The following is a 24,175-nucleotide window of genomic DNA, read 5'->3' on the forward strand; positions in this document are numbered from 1 at the left end:
AGCTCCACTGGCTGAGGCTGGGCCTTGTGCATCCCACACTTCACGACACGGCGTACGGCGTCACCGCTGCGGGCATCGCCGACCAGATGTCCTTCCTGACCAGGTGGCTTCCGCCCGCACCCGCACGGGTGCTCGACGCCGGCTGCGGGCGCGGCGACCTCGCGCTCGCCCTCGACGAGGCCGGTTACACGGTGACCGCTGTGGACAACGACGCCGAGGCCGTCACGGCGGCCCGCGCGCGAGGCGTCGACGCGATACGGGGCGACTTCGCCGGGTACGACGGCGACCCGTTCGACGCGGTCGTGTTCTCCCTTTCCCTGCACCACATGAGCCGTCTCCCCAAGGTGGTCCACCGCGCGCGTGCCCTGCTGAAGCAGGGTGGGCTCCTGCTCGTCGACGAGTTCGCCTGGGAACGCGCCGACGGCGCCACCGCGTCGTGGTTCCACGACATGGAGGCCGTCCTCGACTCCGCCTTCACGCCGGCGCCGCCGGAGCGCCGGCCCCTGGCGGAGGACCCCTACACCCACTGGATCAAGCGGCACCGGCCGCTTCACCCCGGCGAGGCCATGATCGACGCGATCGGCGCCGCCTTCAAGGTCCGCAAAGCCACCCGCGGCCCGTACCTGCACCGGTACCTCGCCGACCGGATCAGCGACGACGACGCCGGTGCGCGGGTGTTCACCATGCTCCGGCGCATCGAGCGGCAGCGGATCCTCGGCGGCGGCCTCGCCGCGGTGGGGCTGAGAGTCGTCGCACAGGCCACACACTGAGAGGAGGCGTCATGACAGTGAACACCGCACAGGCCGACGCCTGGAACGGCCCGGAGGGGGCCAATTGGGTCAAGCACAGCGAGAGTCGCGGCGCCACCGAGATCACCGACGCGTTGCTGGACGCCGCCGGTATCGAACCGCACGACCACGTCATGGACATCGGCTGCGGCACCGGGGAGACCACCCTGCTCGCGGCGTCGCGAGCGCCGCGTGGACGAGCCCACGGCGTCGACCTGTCCGAGGTCATGCTCGAACGCGCCAGGGAGGCCGCCGCGGCGGCCGGCATCGGCAACGCGACGTTCCTGCGTGGCGACGTCCAGGCCCATCCCTTCGCCCTCGGTTCGTTCACGGTGGCGATCAGCCGGTTCGGCGTCATGTTCTTCGACGACCCGGTCGCGGCGTTCGGCAACGTCGCGCTCGCCATGCGGCCCGGCGGCCGCCTCGTCTTCGTGTGCCCCGCCTCCATGGCGGCCAACCCCTGGTACACCGCGCCGATGACGGCCCTGTGCCACCACCTGGGCAGGCCCGGCTTGCCGGAGTCGGCGATGTTCTCCCTGGCCGACTCCGCACGGATCACCACCGTCCTGCACGAAGGAGGCTTCGCCGACGTCCATGTCAGACCACTGCTAGCCCCGATGGACTTCGGCGCCGACCTCGCCACAGCCACCGAGTTCTATCTCTGCAGCGGCCCGGTACGGGGAGTCCTGGAACAGGAGAGTCTCAGCCCCGACACCGTCCGCGACATCCTCACCGAGGCCCTCCGCCCCTACCAGGCGCCGCAGCGGATAGTCATTCCCAGCACGAACTGGCTGGTCGTCGCCCGGCGGGACTGACAACCCCACCGTCCGGGTGCCCGGGGCACCGAGGTGCGGCCACTGAACCGTGTCCGCGCCGTGAGCGGGCGGCGACCTGCCTTGACGAGGCTCGCGGGGGCAGCCACGACAAGGTCCGTTTTCCGCCGGTGGGAGGTGTGGATCAGCGCATATCGTCGTGTGCGTGACCCCACACCAGACCCTCGACTTCGACTCGTGCTACCGGGCCGTCAGTTCCCGCGACACACGGTTCGACGGGCGGTTCTACACGGCCGTCACCTCCACAGGGATCTACTGCCGTCCCATCTGCCCGGCGCGTACCCCGGCGCGGAAGAACGTGCGGTTCTACCGGCACGCGGCCGCCGCGGAGGCGGCGGGGTTCCGGCCGTGCCGGCGGTGCCGGCCCGAGCTCAGTCCGGGAGACCCGGGGTGGGACGTGCCGGCGGACCTTGTCGGGCGGGCATTGCGGCTGATCGACGACGGGGTGGCGGACGAGCACGGGGTGGCGGGGCTGGCCGGGCGGCTGCACGTCACCGAGCGGCACCTGCTACGGATCTTCACCACCCGGCTGGGGGCCGGCCCCCTGGCGGTGGCGCGGACGCGGCGGCTGCTGCTGGCCAAGCAACTGCTGACCGAGACAGGACTGCCCATCACGGACGTCGCCTTCGCCGCCGGGTTCGGCAGCGTGCGGCAGTTCAACGCGAGCATGCGGGACGCGTACGGGTTCTCCCCCACCGATCTGCGGGCCTCCGCGGGGCGCCTGGCGGTCGCCGGGCCCGGCGGGGAGGTGACCCTGCGGCTCGGGTACCGGGGGCCGTACGACGTCGAGGCGATGTTCGGGTTCCTGGCGGCGCGGGCCATCCCCGGCGTCGAGGACGTCACACCGGACCACTACCGGCGGGCGGTGCCCGGCGGGCTGGTCACGGTGACACCCGCGGCGGGCCACCTGACGCTGTCCGTCGCACTTGAGGACACCCGTCACCTCGCCCGCGTCGTGGCACGATGCCGCCGCCTGTTCGACCTGGACGCCGACCCGGACGCCATCGCCGAGGCACTCGGCCCGACCGCGATCGGGCGGCTGGTGGAACGGCGCCCCGGCCTGCGGGTACCGGGCGCGTTCGACGGCTTCGAACTGGCCGTGCGCGCCGTGGTGGGACAGCAGGTCTCGGTGCCAGGGGCGCGCACGCTCCTCGGCCGAATCGCCGCACGCGCGGGCACCACCGTCCCCCCACCCGGCGACGCGCACCGGACCGGAACCGCCGATGACCCGCCCGGCGACGCGCGGCAGGCAGGAACCACCGGCGACCCTCCCGGCGACGCGCACCGGACCGGAACCGCCGATGACCCGCCCGGCGACGCGCGGCAGGCAGGAACCACCGGCGACCCTCCCGGCGACGCGCGCCGGACCGGAACCGCCGATGACCCGCCCGGCGACGCGCGGCAGGCAGGAACCACCGGCGACTCCCCCGGCGACGCGCGCCGGACCGGAACCGCCGGTGACCCGTCCGGCGGCGGGCGGCCGTACCTGCTGTTCCCCACGGCCGAGCAGCTCGCCGAGGCCGACCTGGCCGGGCTCGGGATGACGGGGCGGCGCGTCGAGACCCTGAAGACCCTCGCCGGCCTGGTCGCCGGTGGTGAACTCGACCTGGACGGCGGCGCCGACCCGGCGGACACCGCCGCGCGGCTGATGGCCGTCCCCGGCATCGGCCCGTGGACCACCGGCTACATCGTGATGCGCGCACTGCGCGACCCGGACGCCTGGCCCGACAAGGACCTCGGTCTGGTGCGGGCCATGAAGGCGCTCGGCATCTCCGAAGAAGAAACCGAACGGTGGCGCCCCTGGCGGGCGTACGCCGCACTCCACCTCTGGAGCTCATCATGACCATCGACGGACAGGTCCTCGCCACCCCCACCGGTCCGCTGTCCCTGCTGACCCACGACGGCGTGCTGGTCGCCGCGGGCTTCACCGCGGACCTCGGCGAGATGCACACCCGTCTCCCCGAGAACCTGCGCGCACTCCCCCTGCGTCAGGTCGCCGACCTGGGCAAGCCCGCCCGGGCCGTCCACGACTACCTGGACGGCGACCTGTCCGCCCTGGACGCAGTGGACCTGGAACAGCCCGGCACCCCCACCCGCCAACGCCTCCTCACGGCCCTGCGCGCCGTGCCCGCCGGCACGACGATCAGCTACGCCGAGCTGGCCGAACGCGCCGGCCTGCCGAGAACAGCCGCCCGCGCCGCCGGCTCCGCCTGCGCCCAGAACCTCATCGCCCCCTTCGTCCCGTGCCACCGGATCCTCCCCGCCACCGGCAACCGCCCCTTCGGCGGCTACTACTACGGCACCTCGGTCAAGGAGTGGCTCCTCCGCCACGAGAAGGCCATCTGACCCGCGCCGGAACCCCCCGAGAGCAGGCGCCGAGACCTCGGCACGTCATGGCCCCAGCGAGACCTGCCCTGACCCCGGGACTCACCCGCACCACGGCACCGCCTCACGTGAGCAGCGGCTCCAGGCGGGCGGCCAGTTCGCGGTAGCGGGTCACGGGGATGAGGTGGACGCCGTCGAAGGCGCCTGACTCCCTGATGCGGAGCACCTGTTCGCAGGTGGCCTCCACGCCGGCGGCGCGGTCCGCCGCGACCGTCCTCACGAGGTCCTCCGGGATGTCGATGTCGGGGATGGCCGCAGCCAGCCGCCGGGCATGGCCCTCGCTCGCCAGCACCATCACTCCCGCGTACACCGGCACGTCCAGCGGGTTGGCCTCCCGCCAGCGCAGCAGCACGTCCACCGAGAAGCTGACCTGCACGAACACGAAGTCAGCGGCCCTCTTCCACGCGGGCAGCGGCCGCAGTGCCGCCGCCGTGCCGACGCGGAACGGACGGACGCCGGCGAACGCCGGTTCCTCGGCCGCGGCACGTACCTCGTCGATCATCGAGCGGACGTTAAGCTCACTGGTCCGCCCCCCCGAGGTCGGCTTGTCCCCGTACACGAACAGGAACTGGTCCACGCCGTACGCCGCCGCCGTCAGCAGGTCGCGCCGGAAACCCAGCAGGTTGCGGTCCCGCGAGTTCAGGCACGCGATGCTGCGCCCGCCCATCGCCTCGACCTCGTGCGCCACAGCGACACTCGACACGGTGGCCCGCCCGATGTGGTTGTCCGGGATCAGGAACGCGTCGGCGACCTTCCCCAACGTCCCGATCTGATGCCGTACGTGCTTGAGATCCGGCCGCGTCGGCGGCTCGATCTCACAGATGACCTCGAACCGATGACTCGTCATGCGATCAACGTAAGGCACCGCCCGGATCCCGTCAGGGCTGCGGCGACCCGTTCAGCCCTAGGCCGGAGCCGACGCGGTGATCACGGCACGGTAGTCGGGAAGAGCGGGGAGGGCGCGGCGCTTCTCCACCGGGATGGTGGTCAACACCGAGCGAGCGGTGTGGAGGATCGGGTAGGTGCGGTGGGCCGGATCGAGATCGGAGATGACCTGCGTCGCGATGGCCAGCGCCTTGTCGTGGCGACCGCTCTTGCTCACGCTGAGGGCCTCATGCAGTTGGAGGTTCGCGCTGTTCTGGTAGGTCGTGACGAGCGCGAGCGCGTTGTCCCGGGCTTCGCGCGCCGCTTCGATCGCGCCGCCGTACGAGTGCACCCAGGAGGCCGTGAACCACACCGCGTCGTCCGTCCAACCGAATCGCTCGGCGGCAGGGCGGCGATCGGCCAGCTCGTGGAGATGGAGCAGCCGTTCCTGTGCTTCCCGCCTCCTGCCGAGGACGGCCAGCGCTTGCGCCTCCATGGCGACGGCTCGCATGCGTGCCGGCGTGACACCGGCGCCCGCGACGGCTTGCGCGTCGCGGGCCAGTTCCAGAACCGCCTGACCGGAAAGCGGCGAGTAGAGGGCGAACATCGCCTCGGTCCCGCGCGCCCACACCCGCATGTCGAGGTCGCCGGAGGCGTCCGCCGCGTGGCGGGCGGTCACCAGCCAGCGCTGTCCGGCGCCGTGCTCCCCAAGCCGCCAGAGGACGTTGGCGTACATGACGGACAGCCACGCCGCGACCCGCGCCAGACCGCCCGCCCGCTCGGAAGCCGTGCGGAGCAGCTCCTGCCGGACGGCCGCCAGGTCCACCGCGAGGTGGTCTCTCACCCGCGCCGCAGGCTGGTGGAGGAGGGCATGCAGGTGACCGGTGCAGACAGCCTCCCAGTCCTCGATGGTGAGGTCGTGCGCCGTTCCCAGAGCGCGCTCCAGCATCCGCCGGATCGGCTCCCCTGTGCCCGAGAGCGACCCCTGAGTCAGCAGCCCCAGACCGGCCAACTGAAATAGGTGACGGCGTTCCATATCATCTCCATCGACATGGGCCTCTGATTGATTGTCACGGTAACCCTCGATACCCCGATTTGTCGCTGTGGCGAGGTCGTCAATGGTGCGATGTCCGAGGCGTTGCACCAATGGCCACACCTTTCTCAACTCACCGCCCGCCCGCAACGCGTCGTCGAGCTCCTGAACGCGCCGGCCGGAATCGGGCAGACTCTCCCCGCGCTCCAACTGGCCGATCATCGACGCGGAGTAGCCCGCCCGGTCGGCCAACTGGGCGACGGTCATCGGCTCACCGATCCGCAGCTCATACGAATCCCGGAGATCACGAATTAACGCCCCGAAATAGTGAGCCATTGACCTATATCGGTCACTGTTCTTCCGGGGTGCGGGCATGCCTTTTCTCCTCTCCGAGTGTGGCCGATTCGGCAGCAGATCGCCGTAGTGGATCAGCTCTTGTCCGGACGACTCCCGAGCACCAACGTAATGATAACCCTAAATGACGGGTCGCTTACGCAACGTCAGTTCGGGAACTTCCCTTTGAGTCGATCAGGAGTACGACCCATGCCCACCCCCACGGGACGCCCACCCATCGGACGGCACCGCCACGGCCGTCCGGCCTCCCGGACGCCTCACCACGAATGGGACATGCCGCAGAAGGCCAGGGCGGCACATCTCGACTTCCTCGAACCCGCCTGGCTGGTCCTGTACGGCCCGTACCACCGCCGCTTCTACGCCATCGCCCGCACACCTGCCGTCACCGAGCCGCTCATCGAGGCGACCACCCCGGAGGAACTCCGCACCTTGATACGCCAGGCGGAGGCCCCCTTCTCGGCCGCCGCCCCACCGGGACACCACGCCGCCACGGCGACCGGCCACGAGCAGCACGGCGGGAGGTGGCCCCGGTCATGACCGGCCTGTTGCTCTTCGGCATGCCCGAGGACCGCGCGGAGACCCACCGCCAAGCCCTCCTGGCCCTGCGCGAGGAACTGGCGTCCCACGACCTGCGCGGCCGGATGGTCGAACGCCTCCACCTCCACATGTACGGCTGGCACCCCCGCCCCCTCCTCCTCCCACCGGAACTGGACGTCTACCGCGCCGGCCGGCTGATCGCCACCGTCACCGTCGTCGACGTCCCCGGCGACGGCGGCGCCTGGTACCTGATCCAGCAGCCCGACGGCATGCCTCTCGAGACCCGTCCCGTCACGGCCCCGTCCCTGTCGGCCCGCAGCATCGCCACCCGCGGCACGCCACCGGCCACCGAGACCAGCGGCGGCGCGACGCGGCCCACCACCTGAGCGGCCACGACCTCGACCATCCGGCCAGGAACGGGACGGTCGGCGTCGCGGAGATCTGCGGCCCCGTACCCCGCCTCGCACAGGGATCCCAAGGCGCTCTTCTCGGCCCCGTTCAGGCGGTGAGTTCGAGAAAGCCCTTCACGAGAGGCACATGCCGGTGCCTGGTGAGCTTTCCCCTGAGCTCGGACAACGCCGCGGTCGACCGCGCGGAGTCGACTCCACCCAGACAGCGCACCGCGTGCTCGGCGACGCTGATCGCCTGATCCAGATCGCTGAGTGCCAGATGCGCGTCCGCGGTGCGCACCAGGTAGATGGCGTGAGTTCGTGGATACTGGTCGTCGCCCGCGTAGTTCGCCGTGATCGCGTCGTGGAAGCGGGCGATCGCCTCTCTCGGGTCACCGAGATCCAGTGCGGAGGATCCGGCGATCATCTCCACCTCACCCAGGCCGACCCAGTAGAGGTACGGCGGGTCGTCTGTGTGCGGCCCCCTGCCGAGCAGATCTCGGGCTTCGTGCAAGGCCCGGGCGCAGCCGCGCCGATCCCCCGCCTTGGAGAGCGAGCGGGCGGCACGCGCGGCGAGCATCGCACGAAAGCGCGGGGTCGCCTTGGATTTCGTCTGGACCCGCGCCGCCTCGATCAAGGCGACGGCGTCCAGTGGATCCCCGACCGTATACTGCTGGATCGCCCGGAACGAGAGAGCGTAAGCACCCGTGAGTGCGTCGCCCGCCGTGGCGGACGCGCGGAGTGAGGCGTCGAAATAGCGCTCGGCTTGGGCGTGGAAACCGTCATCGAAATGCACCCAGGCGCAACACCGGGCCGTCTCGGCCGCGGCGGCGTACAGCCGCCGGCCCGTCGCCTCGTCGAAACGGGCGTCCTTGAGCAGACCGACGATGAAGGTGAATTCGGCGCTCGCCAGATTGCGGAGCTGTGAGCTGCCCACGGCGTCGTCCAGGTGGCGCAGGTGGTCCAGCCGGCGGTCCAAGAGATCCACCATCGCAGCAGTGATCTGCCGCCGACCTGTGGACAGCGGCCGGGTCATCGCGTCCACGGCGTCCTGCCAACCAGTGACCGAAGAGCCCATCGCCGCCGACGTCATGATCAGGAACTCACGCCGGTCCACCGGGCCTCCCACTGCGAGATCGGTCAGCACCTCCACGGTAGCCGCTTGATCCCCGTAAGTGTGAGCCCCTTTCGTTCCATCGCACGCCGTGCCCAGCCAGTCCGGCCACGGCATCGTCCGCAGCACCGACAGAGGCACACCGTGGAGCACCGCCATCGCCTGCTGGGCCGACGGCTCGGGTACCGCGTGACCTGCCTCCCAGCGATAGATCTTCTGCCGCTGGTGCGCCAGCGCCCCTAATCCCAGCGATCGATGTACCGCGTCCAGTTCACGCGCGTACCCGGCCATCGAAAGGCCGAGTTCACCGCGCAGGATCGCAAGTGGGTGCCGATCGAGCGATCTCGTCATCAGGCTGCTCCCTGGTGCGAATGGCCGGCGAAACAACCATCTCGCATGCGGAACCCGCGGCCAATGACTTTGACGCAAGAGACTACGCCTTACGGCTGAAGACTACGGCCGGCCCCTGGCGATCCGGCGCCTACCGAGCTTTCATTTCCCCGAGGACGAATTCCGGCCGATCCAGAGACGGAAAGCAATGCGATGGATGATCGTGTGGAAGAGACGCTCAATGTCTTCTACCGTGTGGAACGTGCGGGCGCCATCCGCCTGTCGGGCGGAGGCGGCCCGTTCGGGTTCGACATAACACGCGCCATGCTCGTGGATGACCTGCTGGCAAGCTACCGATGCGACGCCGTCGTGGAGACAGGATGTTTCCTTGGTGACACTACGACATATCTCGGGACCCGCTATCCAGATATACCGGTCTACAGCTGTGACATAGTTCCTGAGTATGCGCTGTTCACCCGTCACCGCCTGGAATCGGCGGGTCGCACCAACGTCGTAGTATCCTGTGCCGACTCTCCCGGAATAGTGAGCGCCGTCAGCGGGCTATATGAATGCCCCCTTTTCTATCTGGACGCGCATTGGGAGGCCAGATGGCCTCTGGACGCCGAGCTCGCCGCCATCCGCCGAGGAATCGTTCTCGTCGACGACTTCGACATCGGCCATGCCCGGTTCTCGTTCGACTCCTATGACGGACGAGGTTGTGACGCGGCGATCTTCGCTGCGATGCCAAGTCCGCCGGAGCGCTATTGGACCCCCGACCCGGACGCCGTCTGGCCCCTTCCCTGCCTACAGGTGGGGCGGCGATCCGGCGCCGGACTCATCGCGGTCAACGTGGACGTCCAACCGCTTGATCTTCATCCGGCACTGATCGCACACGAGCTCGCACCGGAGGCCTCCCGCTGATGACTGCGTACGACCTGTCCGATCCTCTGGCCCTACTGAATGGCATGCCATTCCTGGACGACGGCTTCACGGCCAAGCGGCTCATGGCCGCCGTCGCTGCGGCCCGCCATGTCACCGCCCAGCGTGAAGGAATGAGAACCCGTAACCCTGGCCGGCCCATCGAGTCATGGCTCGGCCCTTCCGCAGTGCTCCTCCTGGCTGGCGGACCGTCGATGCCGGCCGTCCCATTGACCGCCGAGCAGAAGAGCAAGGTGACGACGGCCCTTCAAGAGCTTGCGTCACTGATTCCTCCATGGGCACCACTCACAACGCTCCCGATCAGGTACGCCTGCCTGCGACCGGCGAATGGCGCGATCTCCGCATCATCCAGAGCCTGGCCGCAGCACATCCTTCTCGCCGATGACGCCTTCACAACCGCGATCGAGCTGCGCGAGCAGATCACGCACGAGCTGGCTCATCAATGGCTATATCTCATCGAAGAGTTGTGGCGCCTGGAACGCCCCTCTCCGTCTCTGTTCACCTTGCCCTCCGGGACGACCGGGAGATCACCGTCCGAGGTCCTGGGAGCCGTCCATGTGGCGGCTGTTCTGAATCGCCTCTATGTCAGTGCCGGAGACGCCCCGGACGGCCGCATGACGAGGCTGTCGGGCTATCGAATGGAATGCCTGGCTTTGCTTGACCAGATCGCCGACGAACTTACCGATATCGGGCGGTCTATCGCCCGTCTCCTGAAGGAGGCCGTTTGAGCCGCGCCATCGCACCCACCCATCAGGGCATCGGACTCAAACCGATGTCTCTGTGGCGAAGCCCTCTGTACATGTCGGACCTTCCCGGCGCCGCCGAGATCAATGTGACCTTGCGCGACCTCATAGTCCGTCGCACTCTGACCGACCCGGAAGCATCGAACTTCGGCGTCATCTCGGCGACCAAGGCGAACCAGGACATCCTCAGCTGGGAACATCCGGCGGTCGACTGGCTCAAGCGGCAGATCATGGATGCGGTGTCCGCACTCACCAGGGCAGTACTCGGTGACGCCGCCGACGAGGTCACCCAGGCTGTGATCGCGGAGGCATGGTCCGTCGTGTACGCCGAGGGTGGAAGCCTGCGCCCGCACACCCATCACGACTCCGCCTGGTCCGGCGTCTACTACGTCGAGTCTGGTGACGGCGGTGGATCGGGAGACGCGGGATATCTGCAACTGCTCGACCCACGACCGGCCGCGATCGCCAGGGCCGCCTCCGAGGGCGTATTCCGTGTCGAGCCGACGCCTGGCCGAATGGTCGCCTTCCCCGGCTGGCTACCGCACTCGGTACAGGCCACTCTCACCGGCGGCGGCCGACGCATCTGCGTCGCGTGGAACGTGGCCTACGACAAGGACTGGACGGGGATGAGATGACGACCCTCCTTGCGCCTCTGCCCGTCGAGCCGGTCAGGTTCCTCTGGGGCACCACCGTCGTCGTCGACTCCACCGACCTGCGGGACATCGTCCCGCCCGACGTGAACCTGCCCGAGACGGGGCCCGCGTTCGAGAAGGTGAACGCCACCCGGTTCATCTCCGACGAGGTGAAGCTGAGTGGCGTGTTCCTGGCCGCGATGAACGCCATAGCCCGTGCGGACCGCGCGGAACCGGTCAGCTCGGTGCGGATCGAGGTACAGGGCTGGCGAGAGGGCCATGGGATCCCCGCCGCCGCCGATGTCTCCGCCTACATCGGCTGGTGCTGCCTGCTGGCGACGGCCGTCCACTCGACCGCCGAGTCGGGCTGTCTGTCCCTTGCCGACCCCCGGGCGGGCAGCGATCTCACCGCCATGCCGGGCCTTCCCTGGGGCCGGCAGATCCTCGTCCGGCCGGTGCCCGGCGCCTTGACCGTCGCCCCCGGCTGGCTGACCCATTCGGTCGTCCCCTTGGAACACGGCCAGTCACTTGTCATGGCCGTGGCCACCTGCTCCCAGTGATCCCACTGGGTCGCTTAGAACGCGCAGAGAGGAACAACACATGTCCCAGCCCAACGAGAGAGCCGCCACGAGCCTGCGTCTGGAAGGACCCGGCCTCGGACTCGGCCTGGACCCGGACGACACCGCGGCCTTCCTGGACGCCACCCGCAAGGGTCTCATCGCGCCCGAGACCGCCTGCGACAAGGGTATGCAGGACAATTTCGCCCTGCGTGCCGCCACCACCGTGACCCTGGAGACCGTCACCGGCTGACCGGCTCGGCGTCACCGGGCCCCGCGTCGCCAGGCGCGGGGCCCTTCGCAGTGTGCCGCCGCCCCGGCAACCACACCTTTCCAGCATGCTCGACCAGCCACACCAGTCCCTCGATAGAGTTGCGTCACCGCCAACCCCACGAGGAAAGGCCAAGATCCCCTGTGGCTGATTCGTTCGTTCACCTGCATGTTCACACTGAGTACTCGATGTTGGACGGCGCGGCGAAGATCAACAAGCTGGCCGCGCGAGCGGCCGAGCTGGGCATGCCGGCGATCGCCATGAGCGACCACGGAAATCTGTTCGGAGCCTATGAGTTCCAGGCGAAGGTCAAAGCCGCCGGAGTGAAACCGATCATCGGGATCGAGGGCTACGTCAGCCCGGAGTCACGTCACTACAAGCGGCCCGTGTTCTGGGGCGAGCCCCACCAGCGCAAGTCCGACGAACGTACCGGACTGGGCGGCGACGTCTCAGCGAGCGGCACATATCTGCACAAGACCATGTGGGCGGTCAACGCCCAAGGACTGCGCAACCTGTTCAAGATCTCATCACTGGCCTCCCTGGAAGGCCACATGAAGAAGTACCCCCGCATGGACGACGAGCTCTTCGAGCAGTACCACGAGGGGATCATCGCCACGACCGGCTGCCCCTCGGGCGCCGTCCAGACCCGGCTTCGGCTCGGCCAGTTCGACAAAGCGCTGGAGCATGCCGCCAAGTACCAGGAGATCTTCGGACGGGACAATTATTTCCTGGAGATCATGGATCATGGGGGGATCCCGATCGAAACCGCCGTCCGTGACGACCTGTTGCGGATCGGAAAGACCCTGGACATCCCGCCCCTGGTCACCAACGACTCCCACTACGTGACCGAGGACCAGGCCACAGCGCACGATGCCCTGCTCTGCGTCGGCACGAACTCCCTGTTGAGCGACCCGACCAGGTTCCGATTCTCGGGCAGCGGCTACTACGTGCGTTCCGCCGACGAGATGCGAGCACTGGACCCGAACTCCGACGTATGGGCCGACGGGTGCAGGAACACCCTGTTGGTCGCTGAACGCGTCGAGCCCTACGACGAGGTGTTCGCACATCGCGACCTTGCCGCCAAGTTCCCGGTCCCCGAAGGGGAGACTGAGATGAGCTGGCTGCGCAAGGAGTCCTATCGTGGCGCGATCCACCGATATGGCGATCCCGTGCCCGCCCATGTGATGGAACGGATCGACTACGAACTCGGCGTCATCGAGAGCATGGGCTTCCCAGGCTACTTCCTCGTCGTCGCGGACATCTGCCGATACGCCCGTGACAACGGCATCTGGCTCGGTCCGGGCCGAGGGTCGGCCACAGGCTCCATGGTCGCCTATGTCACCGGCATCACCGAATTGGACCCCATCGAGCATTCCCTTCTGTTCGAGCGGTTCCTCAACCCCGAACGCATCTCCATGCCCGATGTCGACCTCGACTTCGACGAGCGCCGGCGCGGTGACATGATCCGTTATGTCACCGAGCGATATGGCGAGGACAACGTCTCCCTGATCATCACCTATATGACGATCAAGTCGAAGGCGGCGGTAAAGGACGCGGCACGCGTACTCGGCTACCCGTTCCCGGTGGGCGAAAAGATCACCAAGGCCTTTCCACCGGCGGTCATGGGCAAGGAGATTCCTCTCACCGGGATCTTCGACGAGAAACACCCTCGGTACGCCGAAGCGACCGAACTGCGGAATCTGTACGCAGAGGACGCGGACGTCAAGAAAATCATCGATACCGCGCTTGGTCTGGAAGGGCTGACAAGAGGAACCGGTGTGCACGCCGCAGGCGTCATTCTCTCCTCCCAGCCCTTGATCGACGTTATGCCGATCTTCATGCGCCCCGACGACGGTGCCCGCATCACCGGATTCGACGGACCGAGCTCAGAAAACATGGGCGCGCTGAAGATGGACTTCCTCGGTTTGCGCAACCTCACCGTCATCGGTGACGCCGTGCAGAACGTGAAGGACAACCGCGGTATCGACCTCGACATGCTCAGCCTGTCCCTGGACGACAAGAAGACCTACGAACTGCTGGCTCGTGGCGACACTCTAGGGGTCTTCCAGCTGGACAGTTCCATGATGCGCGATCTCACCAAGCTGATCGCCCCGGCTCGATTCGAAGACATCTCGTCGGTCCTGGCACTCGGCCGTCCCGGGCCCATGGGGGCCAACGCCCACACCAACTACGCGCTGCGCAAAGCCGGGCAGCAGGAGATCACACCGATCCATCCCACGCTCAAGGAGGCGCTGGATCCGATCCTGGGCACGACATACCACCTGGTGGTCTATCAGGAGCAGGTCATGGCCATCGCCCAGCAATTGGCCGGATACACCCTGGGAGGCGCCGACATCCTGCGCCGGGCCATGGGCAAGAAAAAGAAGGAGGAGATGGACAAGCAGTGGGCGACCTTCTCCTCGGGCATGGTCGGCAAGGGGTACACCAAGGAGGCCGCCAAGGCCGTCTGGGATGTCCTCGAACCATTCAGCTCCTACGGATTCAACAAGTCCCACACCGCCGGCTACGGGCTGGTCTCCTACTGGACCGCTTACCTGAAGGCGAACTACCCGGCAGAGTACATGGCCGCCTTGCTCACGTCGGTCGGCACGAACAAGGACAGGATGGCGCTTTACCTTGCTGAGTGCCGTCGCATGAAGGTGAAGGTCCTTCCCCCCGATGTCAACGAGTCGGGACTACGTTTCAGTGCCGTCGGCGAAGACGTTCGGTTCGGCCTCGGTGCCGTTCAGAACGTCGGGGAGAACGCCATCAACGGCATCATCTCGGCTCGTGCACAAAAGGGCAATTTCAGCGACTTCAATGATTTTCTGCGGAAAGTTCCGCAGGTGGTCTGCAACAAAAGGACCATTGAGTCGCTCATCAAGGCCGGCGCGTTCGACGGACTCGGGCACACACGTAAGGGTCTCATTCAGATCCATGATCAGGCTGTGGACGCAGTCATCGACGTGAAGCGCAAGGAAGCACTAGGTCAGGACTCCCTGTTCGGCGCCTTCGGCGACGACGACGAGAACGACAGCGTCTTTCATGTTCCCATTCCCGAAGGAGAATGGGAGAAAAAGGTCAAGCTCTCCTTCGAACGAGAGATGCTCGGACTCTACGTCTCAGATCATCCACTCAACGGCGCGGAACGCATCATTGAACGCAATCGCGACTTGAGCATCGCCCAAGTTCTGGACCGACAGACCGAGTTCGGAAACGTACGCATCGCAGGCATCATCTCGGGTGTCGACAAAAAGGTCACCAAGAAGGGTGATGTCTGGGCCATCCTCAAGATCGAGGACTACGACGCGTCCATCGAGGTACCCTGCTTCCCGCAAACGTATCAACTGTACGGCACAAATCTGGCACCTGACCTGGTCGTCTCGGTTACGGGCCGCATCCGTTCGCGCGGCGACGGCGAAGAGGCAACCATTTCGTTCAACGCCACTGACATCGCCTTCCTGGACATCAGCAGCGTCCAGGAGGATGGACGCGAGCCCATCGTCATTTCTCTTCGCGAGGAACGAATAAACAAAGAACTCGTACTTGAGCTGAAACGGATCCTCGTGGCACACCCGGGCGAAACTCCCGTCCGCCTCCGCGTGGAACGCCTCAATCGCAAGATCCAACTTGTGGCCCTGCCAGACTACGCGGTCGACGTCAACAACGGAGCGTTCGCTGGGGACATCAAGGTCCTATTGGGGCCGAATGCCCTGATGATGCCATGACAGACGATGCGCCCTCAGGCACCCATGAGATCGAAGTGGTCCTGTCCAATCATCCTCCCGAGTGCGGACGTTGCGGGAGGGAAGGCATACTATCCGCGCAGGTCCCACATAATTTGATCAACATTCGCGGCGAACTCGCCAAGGGGACGTCTATTGTCGTTCTATGTTCACATTGCGACATCGACCAAGCCGAGGCAGGCGCCCTCATCGCTTGGTTCACCGTAAACAGCGAGATCACCGGAGAGAACCTGATGGAGGTTGCCGAGCTAGTACATGCGTGGACATCCGTCGCGAAAGTGCCTGCTCTAGACACAACAGCACTCGACGCAGAATTCCTAGCATGGCGAAAAGGTGAACTTTAGATCTGAATAGGAGTGTTTCTGGGTATGTCGACCACGCCAGGCCGTCGGGACGCTCAGGGATTCAGCTCCGATTTGTGATTAAACCTGCGGTGAACGTGGGATCATATCCCGTCTTCGGGCCGCCAATGACGTTTTCTCGCAAGGGCTCTGGATGTAGGGGATGGGGAGGATGGCGGCGGCCAGGCACCGGGCGAGCACGCGTTGGTACGGCTGCCCATCGCCTTGACCTCGTCCGCCACGGCGGGATCGCACACAGCGACCCGTCTGATGGCGTGTATTCGGTCTGGGCGGATGTTCGCGACATCCGTGGCCGCCTGGTCAAGCGCCGCGCAGCGCACAGAAAACCCCATCGAGGCGCGCCACGCGCGGCGCCTACCCTGGACCCCCCGAAGTTGCGCGAGGTGCCGAGGATGATGTCGCGAGAACCATTGCCCGAGAGCACTCCAGACCTCACACCGCCTCGGGCACTGCAGGACGAGGACCTCGCAGACCTGTTCCCGCCCTCGCTCCCCGTCATCGCGACGCTGAGCCGCCGGGAGGACGCCCGCGAGTGGCTGGCCGGGCTGCCGCGCCTGGTGGCCGGGCTCCGGGACCGCTGGTCCCTGCGCCTTGGCCGGCCGTATCACGGCGGGAGCTGCTCCTGGGTGGCCCCTGTCCGGCTGCATGACGGCGCGTCCGCCGTCCTCAAGGTCTGCTGGCCCCACCGGGAAGCCGCCGGTGAGGGCGAGGCTCTTCGTCTCTGGGACGGGAACGGCGCGGTGCGCGTCCTGCGCGACGACCCGCAGGCGTACGCGTTGCTCCTGGAGCGCTGCGACCCCGGCTCGCCTTTGGGGGCCGCCGACCACCTCCCCGCCGAGGAGCGCCTGCTGATCGGCGCCGCCCTCCTGAACCAGTTGTGGTGCCCCCCGCCGTCCGGCACCCTCCTGGAACCTCTCGGCGCCGTCACCGCCGAATGGGCCGACGTGGTGGAGACCCGGATGGACCGCCTACGCCCTGGTTTCGACCCCGGTCTCGTCGCCCACGGCGCGGCCCTCCTGCGCACTCTCCCCGCGACCGCGTCCCGCACCGCCGTGCTCCACGGCGACTTCAACCCCGGCAACGTCCTCGCCGCCCGTCGCCGGCCCTGGCTCACCATCGACGCGAAACCCATGGTCGGCGACCCCGCCTACGACCCGTGGCCGCTGCTGGAACAGATCGACGACCCCTTCCGTCACCCTGACCCACCGCGCGTCCTGAGCACCCGGTTCGCCCTCGTGGCCGACGCCGTGGGCGAGGACCCCCGGCGCCTGCCGGCCTGGGCCGTGGCCCGCCGTGTGGAAGCAGCCCTCTGGGGCGTAGCGCACGGTTACCGCAGCGGCCCGGCGAGAGTCATGAACGAGGCCAGAACCCTGGCGGCCCTCACAGAAGTCTGACGTCCCGTATTCCGGTAGCACGTCTCGCCATGCGGACAGCGGAATGGGGATCGCTCACCTTCGGCCGGCCATGCAGCACCTCATGAATTGCGATAATTCGCAAGTGGCGACATAATGGAGCCGCTGATCCAGACGGAGGGGACGATCGCGTCATGTCGGTGCCGCTGTACGAGGCCAAGGCGGAGCTGTTCCGGCTGCTCGGCCACCCCGTGCGCATCCGGGTGCTGGAGCTGCTCCAGCAAGGGCCGCGGCCGGTACGCGATCTGCTGGCCGCCATCGAGGTGGAGCCCACCGGGTTGTCGCAGCATCTGGCGGTGCTGCGCCGCTCGGGCATGGTGGTCGCCCACCGTGACGGCTCCAGCATGGTCTACGAGCTGGCCGGCGGTGATGTCGCCGAGTTGCTGCGCGCGGCCCGGCGGCTGCTCACGCAGAAGCTGTCCGGGCAGAGCGAACTGCTGAGCGAGCTGCTGCAAGACCGGGTGGAGAACGGCACACGGTGACGGCGCCCCTCTCCTCGGGCTGGTCCAGGGTGCGCTCGGTGCTGCCGGTCCGCGGGCAACTGGCCGCGATGGGCCGCCATCCGCGCCGCGACCTGCTGGCCGGGCTCACCGTGGCGATCGTCGCACTGCCGCTGGCACTGGGGTTCGGCATCTCCTCGGGCATGGGGGCCGCGGCGGGCCTCGCCACCGCGGTGGTCGCGGGGGCGATCGCGGCGGTGTTCGGCGGCTCGGGCCTCCAGGTGTCGGGGCCGACCGGCGCGATGACCGTGGTGCTGGTGCCGATCATGCACGCGCACGGGGCGTCCGGGGTGCTCATGGTGGGGGTGCTGGCCGGGCTGCTGCTGATCGGGCTGGCCCTGGCCCGCGCGGGCCGGTACATGGCCTTGGTGCCCGCCCCGGTGGTGGAGGGCTTCACCATCGGCATCGCCTGCGTGATCGCGCTGCAGCAGGTGCCGGCCGCGCTCGGCGTGGCCACCCCTGACGGCGACAAGGTGCTCGTGGTGGCGTGGGAGGCCGCGCGCGACTTCCTCGAACGGCCGGGATGGCAGGCGCCGTCCATCACGCTGGCGGTGGCCGCGGTGATGCTGGCCGGGGCCCGGCGGTGGCCCACCGTGCCGTTCTCCTTGCTGGCGGTGGCCGCGGCCACCCTCGTGGCGCACGTCGCGGACATCCCGGTGGCGCGCATCGGCGACCTGCCGGCGTCCCTGCCCGTCCCGTCACTGGGCTTCCTCGACCTCGGCGCGCTGACGTCGCTGCTTGCCCCGGCGGTCGCGGTCGCCGCCCTGGCCGCGCTGGAGTCGCTGCTGTCGGCGGCCGTGGCCGACGGCATGAGCGTCAACCACCGCCACGACCCCGACCGCGAGCTGTTCGGCCAGGGCCTGGCCAACCTCGTCACCCCCTTGTTCGGCGGCGTGCCGGCCACCGGGGCCATCGCCCGCACCGCGGTCAACGTCCGCGCCGGCGCCTCCTCCCGCCTGGCCGCCCTGGCCCACGCCGGCGTCCTCACGGTGATCGTGTACACCGCCGCCGGCCTGGTCGCCCGCATCCCGCTGGCCGCCCTGGCGGGAGTCCTGCTGGCCACCTCGATCCGCATGGTCGAGGCCGGGTCCGTCAAGGCGATGCTCCGCTCCACCCGCGGCGACGCCGCCGTGCTGGTCCTCACCGCCGCCGCCACCCTGGCCCTCGACCTGGTCCAGGCCGTCATCCTCGGCCTCGTCACCGCCGGCGCCCTGACCCTGCGCGCCATCGCCCGCAACGTCCGCCTCGACGAGATGCCCATCCGCCCCGACCTGCACGGCGACCACGCCGAGGAGGAACACGCCCTCCTCGCCGAGCACATCGTCGCCTACCGCCTGGACGGCCCCCTGTTCTTCGCCGCCGCCCACCGCTTCCTCCTGGAACTCGCCGAGGTCACCAGCGTCTCGGTGGTGATCCTCCGCATGTCCCGGGTCACCACGATCGACGCCACCGGCGCCCTGGTGCTCGGCGACGCCATCACCCGCCTGCAGAGCCGCGGCATCACCGTCCTCGTCTCCGGCATCCAGGACGACCACCACAAACCCCTGCACGCCCTGGGGGTCATCGCGAGCCTCGACGAGGCCGGCCATGTCTTCCCCAGCACCCCGGAAGCCATCGCCGCGGCCCGCGACCTCCTGCACCGCACGGGTGTCCTGCCCGCACCCGCGAGATGATCGACCCTTCCGGGGGACCAGGCGCCGTCAGCCGGAGGTGCCCTCGCGGACCGTCGTCTGGACCTCGCCGACCGGGACCTGGCGGGCGGCGTCGACCACCACCGGGTCGAAGGTGAAGCCGCCGCCTCCGGTCACCGGCCAGGTGGTGGTGACGGTCAGCTGGTAGGCGTCCTCCGGGCGGTCGGCGGAGGATCTCAGGTAGCGGACGCCGCAGGTCCAGGTGCCGCCCTTGACGTAGGGGTGGCCGGTGGGGCCGCAGTTCTCCCTGACTTCGGCGCGGTTGCCTGTGGTGCCGGCGTCGATGTCGATGCGGGACAGGGTGGCCGTCACCGTGGCCGACATGACGCCGGGGAGTTCGGCGGTGACGGAGCGGGTGGTGGCGCCGACGCCGGTGAGCCAGACCCAGGTGGGGAGGTTGACGTAGCTCTTGGCGTCGGGGCTGAGGTTGATGACGGGCTCGGGGACCGTGAGGGCGGCCCTGGCCAGTTGGTACAGCTCGGCCAGGGTGATGCCGGCGGGCGGGGTCTGACCGGTGGGGACCCAGACGGCGCCCTGGAGGCCGGACCAGCAGGCCAGGCCGTTCGGGTCGGCGGCGTTGTACGCGGGGGTCCACCAGCGGCCGTCCTGGCCGACCTTGTCCTTGTACTGCTTCAGGAACTTGTCGAAGTCCTCGGAGGTGCCGTCGGGGTTGGTGTGGAACCAGTAGTCGCGGACGTCCTCCTGGCGCTTGAGCATGTCGCCGGCGTCGTCACCGGGCTCGTACCAGCAGGGACGCTGGACGCGGTAGCCGTCGGCCTTGCCGCCCAGGCCGTTGCCGCTTATGACGATCTTGGAGTTGCGGAGGATGACGCCTCGGGTGCGGCCGTCACCGAAGCTCTCGCCGCGCGGGCCGCCGGGGTCGTCTCCGGGGGCGGCCGCCAGGGTGGTGGCGGTCAACGCCAACGACAGGAGTAGTGCTCTCATCGGCGGCACTCCTTCGCACGCTGGTGGGGGTAGGTGGCGTGCATGTACGCCTTCACCCGCCACCGGCCGTCGTCGCCTCTGCGGAGGGCGGCTATCTGGAGGTAGACGGCGGTGGGGGGTTTGGTCCAGTCGGGTTGGTCCGGTATCGCCTGGCCGGTGTCCGCGTCGGTGACCTGGACGGCGGACTCGTCCACGCAGGCGTCCACCTCGGCGCCTCGTCCCGAGACGGAGGCGACCTGGATGGAGTAGAGCTTGGCGGTGCCGGCGGCCGATCTTCCCCGGTTCACGAAGCCGCGCACCCAGGTGTAGCTGTCCCTCGCGGCCTGTTCCTCGGCCGCCTTGAGGTAGGCGTCGTCCTCGCCCTGGGAGGTCACGGCCTTCCATGAGCTGACGTAGCCGGTGGTGAAGGCTTCGACGATCGCCTGCTGGGCCTGGGTGAGGCCCGCCGGGGATTCGACCTGGACGGTCAGGTCCCGGCCCGCCTGGATGGTCTTCGTCTCGGGGGTCGAGATGACGGCGCCCGGGTTGGCGGTGGTCGCCGGGGCGGCGTCCCCTCCAGGGGTGAACGGGCGGTCCGCGCCGGCGGCCGAGCATCCGGTGCTCAGGAGCGCGACGGCGGCCAGGACGACCCGCATCCGCATGGTGTCGACGCTAATCACACCTGACTCCGCTCAACCACTGGTTTGCGGGTATCGGCATGGTTTGGGTGGGGGGCATGGGGGTCCTGTTAGGCCGAAGGGAGGCTGTGGAGGCGCCAGGTGGGGAGGAGTTCGTCTATCAGGGCCTCGGTCTCGGGGGACATGCCGCCGCCGTAGGGGTGGGAGCTCGCCCTTCGGTGGAGGCCGTCCACCACGGCGCGGAGCTTCAACGGGTCTCCGGTGGCGTGGGCGGCTCTCAGGAGGTCGCGCCACAGGCCCTCGTCGTCGGCGGCCAGGAGGAGGCCGGCGCGGACGGCCGCCACGGCGCCCTCGGCGTCGTTGTGGGCCAGGCGGACCTCGCACAGGCGGTGGGCGGCGTCGGCGACGCCGGCGGTCACCTCGTACTCCAGCTCGTCGGCCGCGAGCCAGGCGTAGCGTGACCTCGGGCGGGCGGCCAGCAGAGGGCCGCGGACCAGGCCGAGGGCCTTCTCCAGCAGGACGGCGCGGGCGCTCGGGTCGTCGTGGGAGCGGCGGACGAGCTCGCGGAACAACTGCCAGTCGGAGCGGACCTCCGGCCCGAGGCGGAGGCGGCCGGTGTCGTCGGTGCGGAGGTTCGGGCGGCCCTGGCTGTCGGTGCCGAGCCATTCGGTGACACGGGCGATGGTGGCGTCGCGGACGACCGCCTGGACGCCGCGGGGCCACAGGATGCCGCCCAGCACCACCGGGTGCACGCCGCCGGGGTGGGCCGCGAGGTACACCGCCATCTCGCAGGCGAGCTCGGCGCGGCCCTCCTCCAACGGGGGCACGGGGCCGATCTCGATGGGGCCGAGGATGCGGATGGTGACCGACGGCGAGGTGGTGAACTCGCGCGGCGGGCCCTCGTCCTCGCGGACCGGCTCGCCCTCGAGACGGCCGGCGGTGCGGAACAGGTCGATCACGGCGTCGTAGTGACGCCGGGGCAGGAGCTGCGCGTTCACCGTGACGCCGAGCGCCTCGACCCTGGCCTTGCCGTCCTCGGTGATCTCCCACGTCCACGTGGCGTGCGGCACCTCGCCGGCGATGACGTACCCGGCGGCCATGCGGCCCCCGGCGCGGCCGAGGCGGGCCAGCCGTTCGGCCTCGCCGGCGTCGGGGGTGATGGCGGACAGCAGGAAGTGCGGAGGCCACACCGGGTCGGCGGCGCCGCCGTGCACCCGGCCGGTGAGCACCTGGGCGTCCGCGGCGGCCATCTCGGCGGCCCTCGCCTCCAGCTCCGGCAGCACCTCGGCGAGGCTGCCGACGGCACGTGCCCGGTGCGGCGCGATGGTGACGAGGTCGTCGCCGAAGCCCACCAGGGTGACCCGCATCTGGTCGGACCACCGGTTGGTGACCAGCTCGACCGCCAGCGCGGCCAGCGCGTCCCGCACCCGGTGCCCGGTGACGGCGATGACCCCCTGCGCGGCCTCCAGGTCGATCAGCACCCGGCCGCCGTCGGTCACGCCGAGCGACACCAGACCCGGGTACGGCGCGGCGGCGTCCAGCAAAGCGTGCTCGTCGATGGCCCGGCCCTCGTGGGCGAGCAGCCGCCACGTACGGCCGCTGTCGTGCGCCTCGAACGGCTCGGGGGCGTCCGGCTCCGGCGGGTGGATCCACAGGTCGAGGCCGCGGGCGGAGAGATGGACGGCGTAGATGGTGGGGGGCACCCGGCCCTGCTCGGCCAGCAGCTTGCCGAGCATGCGCAGGCCGTGGTCCAGCATGCGGCTGCCCGGCGCGTCCGAGCCGAGCCTGAGCGCGACCTCGGCCCCGGCGGCGTCGCCGCGGGGACGGGTGATGCGGTGGCCGAACGCCCGGTGCCAGAGCTGCTCACGGCGGCGGCGTCCGAGCGCGACGAGCAGGCCCGCGGCGGCCAGGGAGCCGCCTGCCAGGTAGTCGATGAGGTCGAGGCCGCCGGTCTCCACGGGCTTGTCGGGGCGGTGCCGCGGCTCGGGGACCTCGACCCGTCCGGCCCGCGTGCCCTGGGCCTCGGCCGGGCCGGTCCTCGCCGCGGGTGCCTCGGTCCTCGCGGGGGGTGCCTCGGTGGCGGGTGCCTCGACGCCAGGCGCCTTCGGGATGGCGGACACCGCGGGCGGCTTGGGGGCGGGCGGCAGGTGGTAGGTGTGCTGCGGCATGGCGGGCAGCGGCATCACGATGCCGCCTCTCTCCCCCGCCTTCTCCTGGCCGGTGCCCTTCTTCTCGGGCCCGCTCTTGCTCTCGACGGAGACGCCGCGGCCGGGGACGTACTGGGTGCGGCCGTCCAGCTCGACCGGTTTGCCGGCGTGGTTGCGCAGTGTCTTCTCTCGCGGCTCGTCCGCCGGGACGACGTGCACGCCTCGCGCGTCGTCCGGCATGTCGAGCACCCAGCCGGGGCGGATCAGGCTGGCCATCTGGAGCCGTGAGCCGTCGGGCTGGGTCTTGTGCTGGTTGAGCCGGTAGATCTCGGGGTACCGGCGTCCGTCGCCGAGGCACTTGTCGGCGATCTCCCACAGGCTTTCGTGGTGACGGCCGTGCGGCGGCTGCACGACGTACACCTTCTTGACCTGCCGCACCTCCTCCAGCGCGATCCGCCCCTCGGGGGTGGGCAGGGTCTGCGCGGCCACGGTGACCGGCGGCTTGACCGGCGGCGCGGTCGCCATGCCGCTGATGGGGATCGCGACGGCGGAGGCGGTGAACAGGGCGAGCGCGGCGGACACCAGCCGGTTGGCCACGGCCTGGGCGCCACCGGACAGCGGCACCCGTGCGGGCATGCCGATGCGGCGGACGCCGTTGTACACCTCGACGATCACGCAGACGGCGAGCTGCGCCCAGGCGAGCCACACCAGCAGCACGAGGATCGCGACGGCCGTGGAGGGGCTGATCTGCCGCGTCAGCAGGTCGCCGTTGAGCAGGGTCTCGGGCACCGGCGGCCCGGTGAGCCGGAGCAGGGCGTAGGGGACGCCGCCCATGAGCCCGGCCAGCGCGATCAGCGCGGCGATACCGGCGACGACGTCACCGGCCGTCCGCCGATGCCTGATCCGCTCGGCCGCCACCGGCCGTGACGGAGGTCTGCGTGTCGCGGTCATCCCTCTCCCTCCTTCGTCCAGTGGGCGGTTGCGGG

General features: G+C 69.2%; 22 protein-coding genes. 16 read left to right on the forward strand and 6 right to left on the reverse strand.

The window, feature by feature from the left end; translation table 11 throughout:
- The first annotated feature begins 26 nt into the window (after nucleotides 1-26).
- From ABGB17_RS07180 to ABGB17_RS07195, 4 genes are all read left to right on the forward strand, one after another.
- Entirely contained in the window at nucleotides 27-770 is a 744-nt protein-coding gene (locus ABGB17_RS07180; protein ID WP_347627007.1) for a class I SAM-dependent methyltransferase, read from the forward strand.
- Between the two features lie 11 nt (nucleotides 771-781).
- The gene (locus tag ABGB17_RS07185) at nucleotides 782-1,603 is read left to right on the forward strand and encodes a methyltransferase domain-containing protein (protein ID WP_347627008.1); all 822 of its coding nucleotides are present in this window, start codon (nucleotides 782-784) and stop codon (nucleotides 1,601-1,603) included.
- A gap of 163 nt (nucleotides 1,604-1,766) precedes the next feature.
- Nucleotides 1,767-3,464, forward strand: a complete 1,698-nt coding sequence (locus ABGB17_RS07190) for an AlkA N-terminal domain-containing protein (protein WP_347627009.1) — start codon at nucleotides 1,767-1,769, stop codon at nucleotides 3,462-3,464.
- Entirely contained in the window at nucleotides 3,461-3,967 is a 507-nt protein-coding gene (locus ABGB17_RS07195; protein ID WP_347627010.1) for a methylated-DNA--[protein]-cysteine S-methyltransferase, read from the forward strand. Before ABGB17_RS07190 ends, ABGB17_RS07195 begins: the two co-directional genes overlap by 4 nt.
- 103 nt (nucleotides 3,968-4,070) lie before the next feature.
- Here ABGB17_RS07195 and ABGB17_RS07200 read toward each other — a convergent pair whose 3' ends face one another.
- Nucleotides 4,071-4,853 carry a methylenetetrahydrofolate reductase gene (locus ABGB17_RS07200; protein WP_347627011.1) on the reverse strand — a complete coding sequence of 261 codons (783 nt, stop codon included), beginning with the start codon at nucleotides 4,851-4,853 and terminating at the stop codon, nucleotides 4,071-4,073.
- Nucleotides 4,854-4,910: 57 nt separating this feature from the next.
- Nucleotides 4,911-6,278, reverse strand: a complete 1,368-nt coding sequence (locus ABGB17_RS07205; RefSeq protein WP_347627012.1) for a helix-turn-helix transcriptional regulator — start codon at nucleotides 6,276-6,278, stop codon at nucleotides 4,911-4,913.
- Between the two features lie 168 nt (nucleotides 6,279-6,446).
- Between ABGB17_RS07205 and ABGB17_RS07210 the strand changes: the two genes are divergently transcribed.
- Entirely contained in the window at nucleotides 6,447-6,794 is a 348-nt protein-coding gene (locus ABGB17_RS07210) for a hypothetical protein (protein WP_347627013.1), read from the forward strand.
- Nucleotides 6,791-7,180 carry a hypothetical protein gene (locus ABGB17_RS07215; RefSeq protein WP_347627014.1) on the forward strand — a complete coding sequence of 130 codons (390 nt, stop codon included), beginning with the start codon at nucleotides 6,791-6,793 and terminating at the stop codon, nucleotides 7,178-7,180. Before ABGB17_RS07210 ends, ABGB17_RS07215 begins: the two co-directional genes overlap by 4 nt.
- A gap of 112 nt (nucleotides 7,181-7,292) precedes the next feature.
- On the opposite strand, the gene ABGB17_RS07220 is transcribed toward ABGB17_RS07215, so the two are convergent.
- Nucleotides 7,293-8,648: a hypothetical protein gene (locus ABGB17_RS07220; protein WP_347627015.1), complete on the reverse strand. Its 1,356-nt coding sequence runs from the start codon at nucleotides 8,646-8,648 to the stop codon at nucleotides 7,293-7,295.
- 204 nt (nucleotides 8,649-8,852) lie between these two features.
- Here ABGB17_RS07220 and ABGB17_RS07225 point away from each other — a divergent pair, with 204 nt between their 5' ends.
- The 10 genes from ABGB17_RS07225 (at nucleotide 8,853) to ABGB17_RS07270 (ending at nucleotide 19,462) form a co-directional block, all read left to right on the forward strand.
- The gene (locus ABGB17_RS07225) at nucleotides 8,853-9,548 is read left to right on the forward strand and encodes a hypothetical protein (RefSeq protein ID WP_347627016.1); all 696 of its coding nucleotides are present in this window, start codon (nucleotides 8,853-8,855) and stop codon (nucleotides 9,546-9,548) included.
- A complete protein-coding gene (locus tag ABGB17_RS07230) occupies nucleotides 9,548-10,294 on the forward strand; it encodes an HEXXH motif-containing putative peptide modification protein (protein ID WP_347627017.1) in 747 nt (248 codons plus the stop codon). The genes ABGB17_RS07225 and ABGB17_RS07230 overlap by 1 nt, the downstream gene beginning before the upstream one ends.
- Nucleotides 10,291-10,944 carry a TIGR02466 family protein gene (locus ABGB17_RS07235; protein ID WP_347627018.1) on the forward strand — a complete coding sequence of 218 codons (654 nt, stop codon included), beginning with the start codon at nucleotides 10,291-10,293 and terminating at the stop codon, nucleotides 10,942-10,944. Before ABGB17_RS07230 ends, ABGB17_RS07235 begins: the two co-directional genes overlap by 4 nt.
- On the forward strand, nucleotides 10,941-11,501 hold the full coding sequence (locus ABGB17_RS07240) for a hypothetical protein (RefSeq protein ID WP_347627019.1): 561 nt from the start codon (nucleotides 10,941-10,943) through the stop codon (nucleotides 11,499-11,501). Before ABGB17_RS07235 ends, ABGB17_RS07240 begins: the two co-directional genes overlap by 4 nt.
- A gap of 40 nt (nucleotides 11,502-11,541) precedes the next feature.
- Nucleotides 11,542-11,751, forward strand: a complete 210-nt coding sequence (locus ABGB17_RS07245) for a hypothetical protein (RefSeq protein WP_347627020.1) — start codon at nucleotides 11,542-11,544, stop codon at nucleotides 11,749-11,751.
- 161 nt (nucleotides 11,752-11,912) lie between these two features.
- Nucleotides 11,913-15,497 (forward strand): DNA polymerase III subunit alpha, encoded by a 3,585-nt coding sequence (gene dnaE, locus ABGB17_RS07250; RefSeq protein ID WP_347627021.1) that lies wholly within the window; start codon nucleotides 11,913-11,915, stop codon nucleotides 15,495-15,497.
- Entirely contained in the window at nucleotides 15,494-15,859 is a 366-nt protein-coding gene (locus ABGB17_RS07255) for a DUF6300 family protein (protein WP_347627022.1), read from the forward strand. Before dnaE ends, ABGB17_RS07255 begins: the two co-directional genes overlap by 4 nt.
- A 410-nt stretch (nucleotides 15,860-16,269) precedes the next feature.
- Nucleotides 16,270-17,271, forward strand: coding sequence for an aminoglycoside phosphotransferase family protein (locus ABGB17_RS07260; protein ID WP_347627023.1), 1,002 nt, complete (start codon nucleotides 16,270-16,272; stop codon nucleotides 17,269-17,271).
- Nucleotides 17,272-17,423: 152 nt separating this feature from the next.
- The gene (locus ABGB17_RS07265) at nucleotides 17,424-17,771 is read left to right on the forward strand and encodes a metalloregulator ArsR/SmtB family transcription factor (protein WP_347627024.1); all 348 of its coding nucleotides are present in this window, start codon (nucleotides 17,424-17,426) and stop codon (nucleotides 17,769-17,771) included.
- A gap of 68 nt (nucleotides 17,772-17,839) precedes the next feature.
- The gene (locus ABGB17_RS07270; RefSeq protein ID WP_347627161.1) at nucleotides 17,840-19,462 is read left to right on the forward strand and encodes a SulP family inorganic anion transporter; all 1,623 of its coding nucleotides are present in this window, start codon (nucleotides 17,840-17,842) and stop codon (nucleotides 19,460-19,462) included.
- A 27-nt stretch (nucleotides 19,463-19,489) separates the two neighbouring features.
- Here the strand turns inward: ABGB17_RS07270 and ABGB17_RS07275 are convergent, their stop codons facing one another.
- The 3 genes from ABGB17_RS07275 to ABGB17_RS07285 form a co-directional block, all read right to left on the reverse strand.
- Nucleotides 19,490-20,425 carry a hypothetical protein gene (locus tag ABGB17_RS07275; protein WP_347627025.1) on the reverse strand — a complete coding sequence of 312 codons (936 nt, stop codon included), beginning with the start codon at nucleotides 20,423-20,425 and terminating at the stop codon, nucleotides 19,490-19,492.
- Entirely contained in the window at nucleotides 20,422-21,084 is a 663-nt protein-coding gene (locus tag ABGB17_RS07280; RefSeq protein WP_347627026.1) for a hypothetical protein, read from the reverse strand. Before ABGB17_RS07280 ends, ABGB17_RS07275 begins: the two co-directional genes overlap by 4 nt.
- A 68-nt stretch (nucleotides 21,085-21,152) precedes the next feature.
- Entirely contained in the window at nucleotides 21,153-24,140 is a 2,988-nt protein-coding gene (locus ABGB17_RS07285; RefSeq protein ID WP_347627027.1) for a bacterial transcriptional activator domain-containing protein, read from the reverse strand.
- Nucleotides 24,141-24,175: the final 35 nt, after the last annotated feature.

Origin of the sequence: Sphaerisporangium sp. B11E5 (assembly GCF_039871875.1) — a bacterium.
Lineage (GTDB): Bacteria > Actinomycetota > Actinomycetes > Streptosporangiales > Streptosporangiaceae > Sphaerisporangium.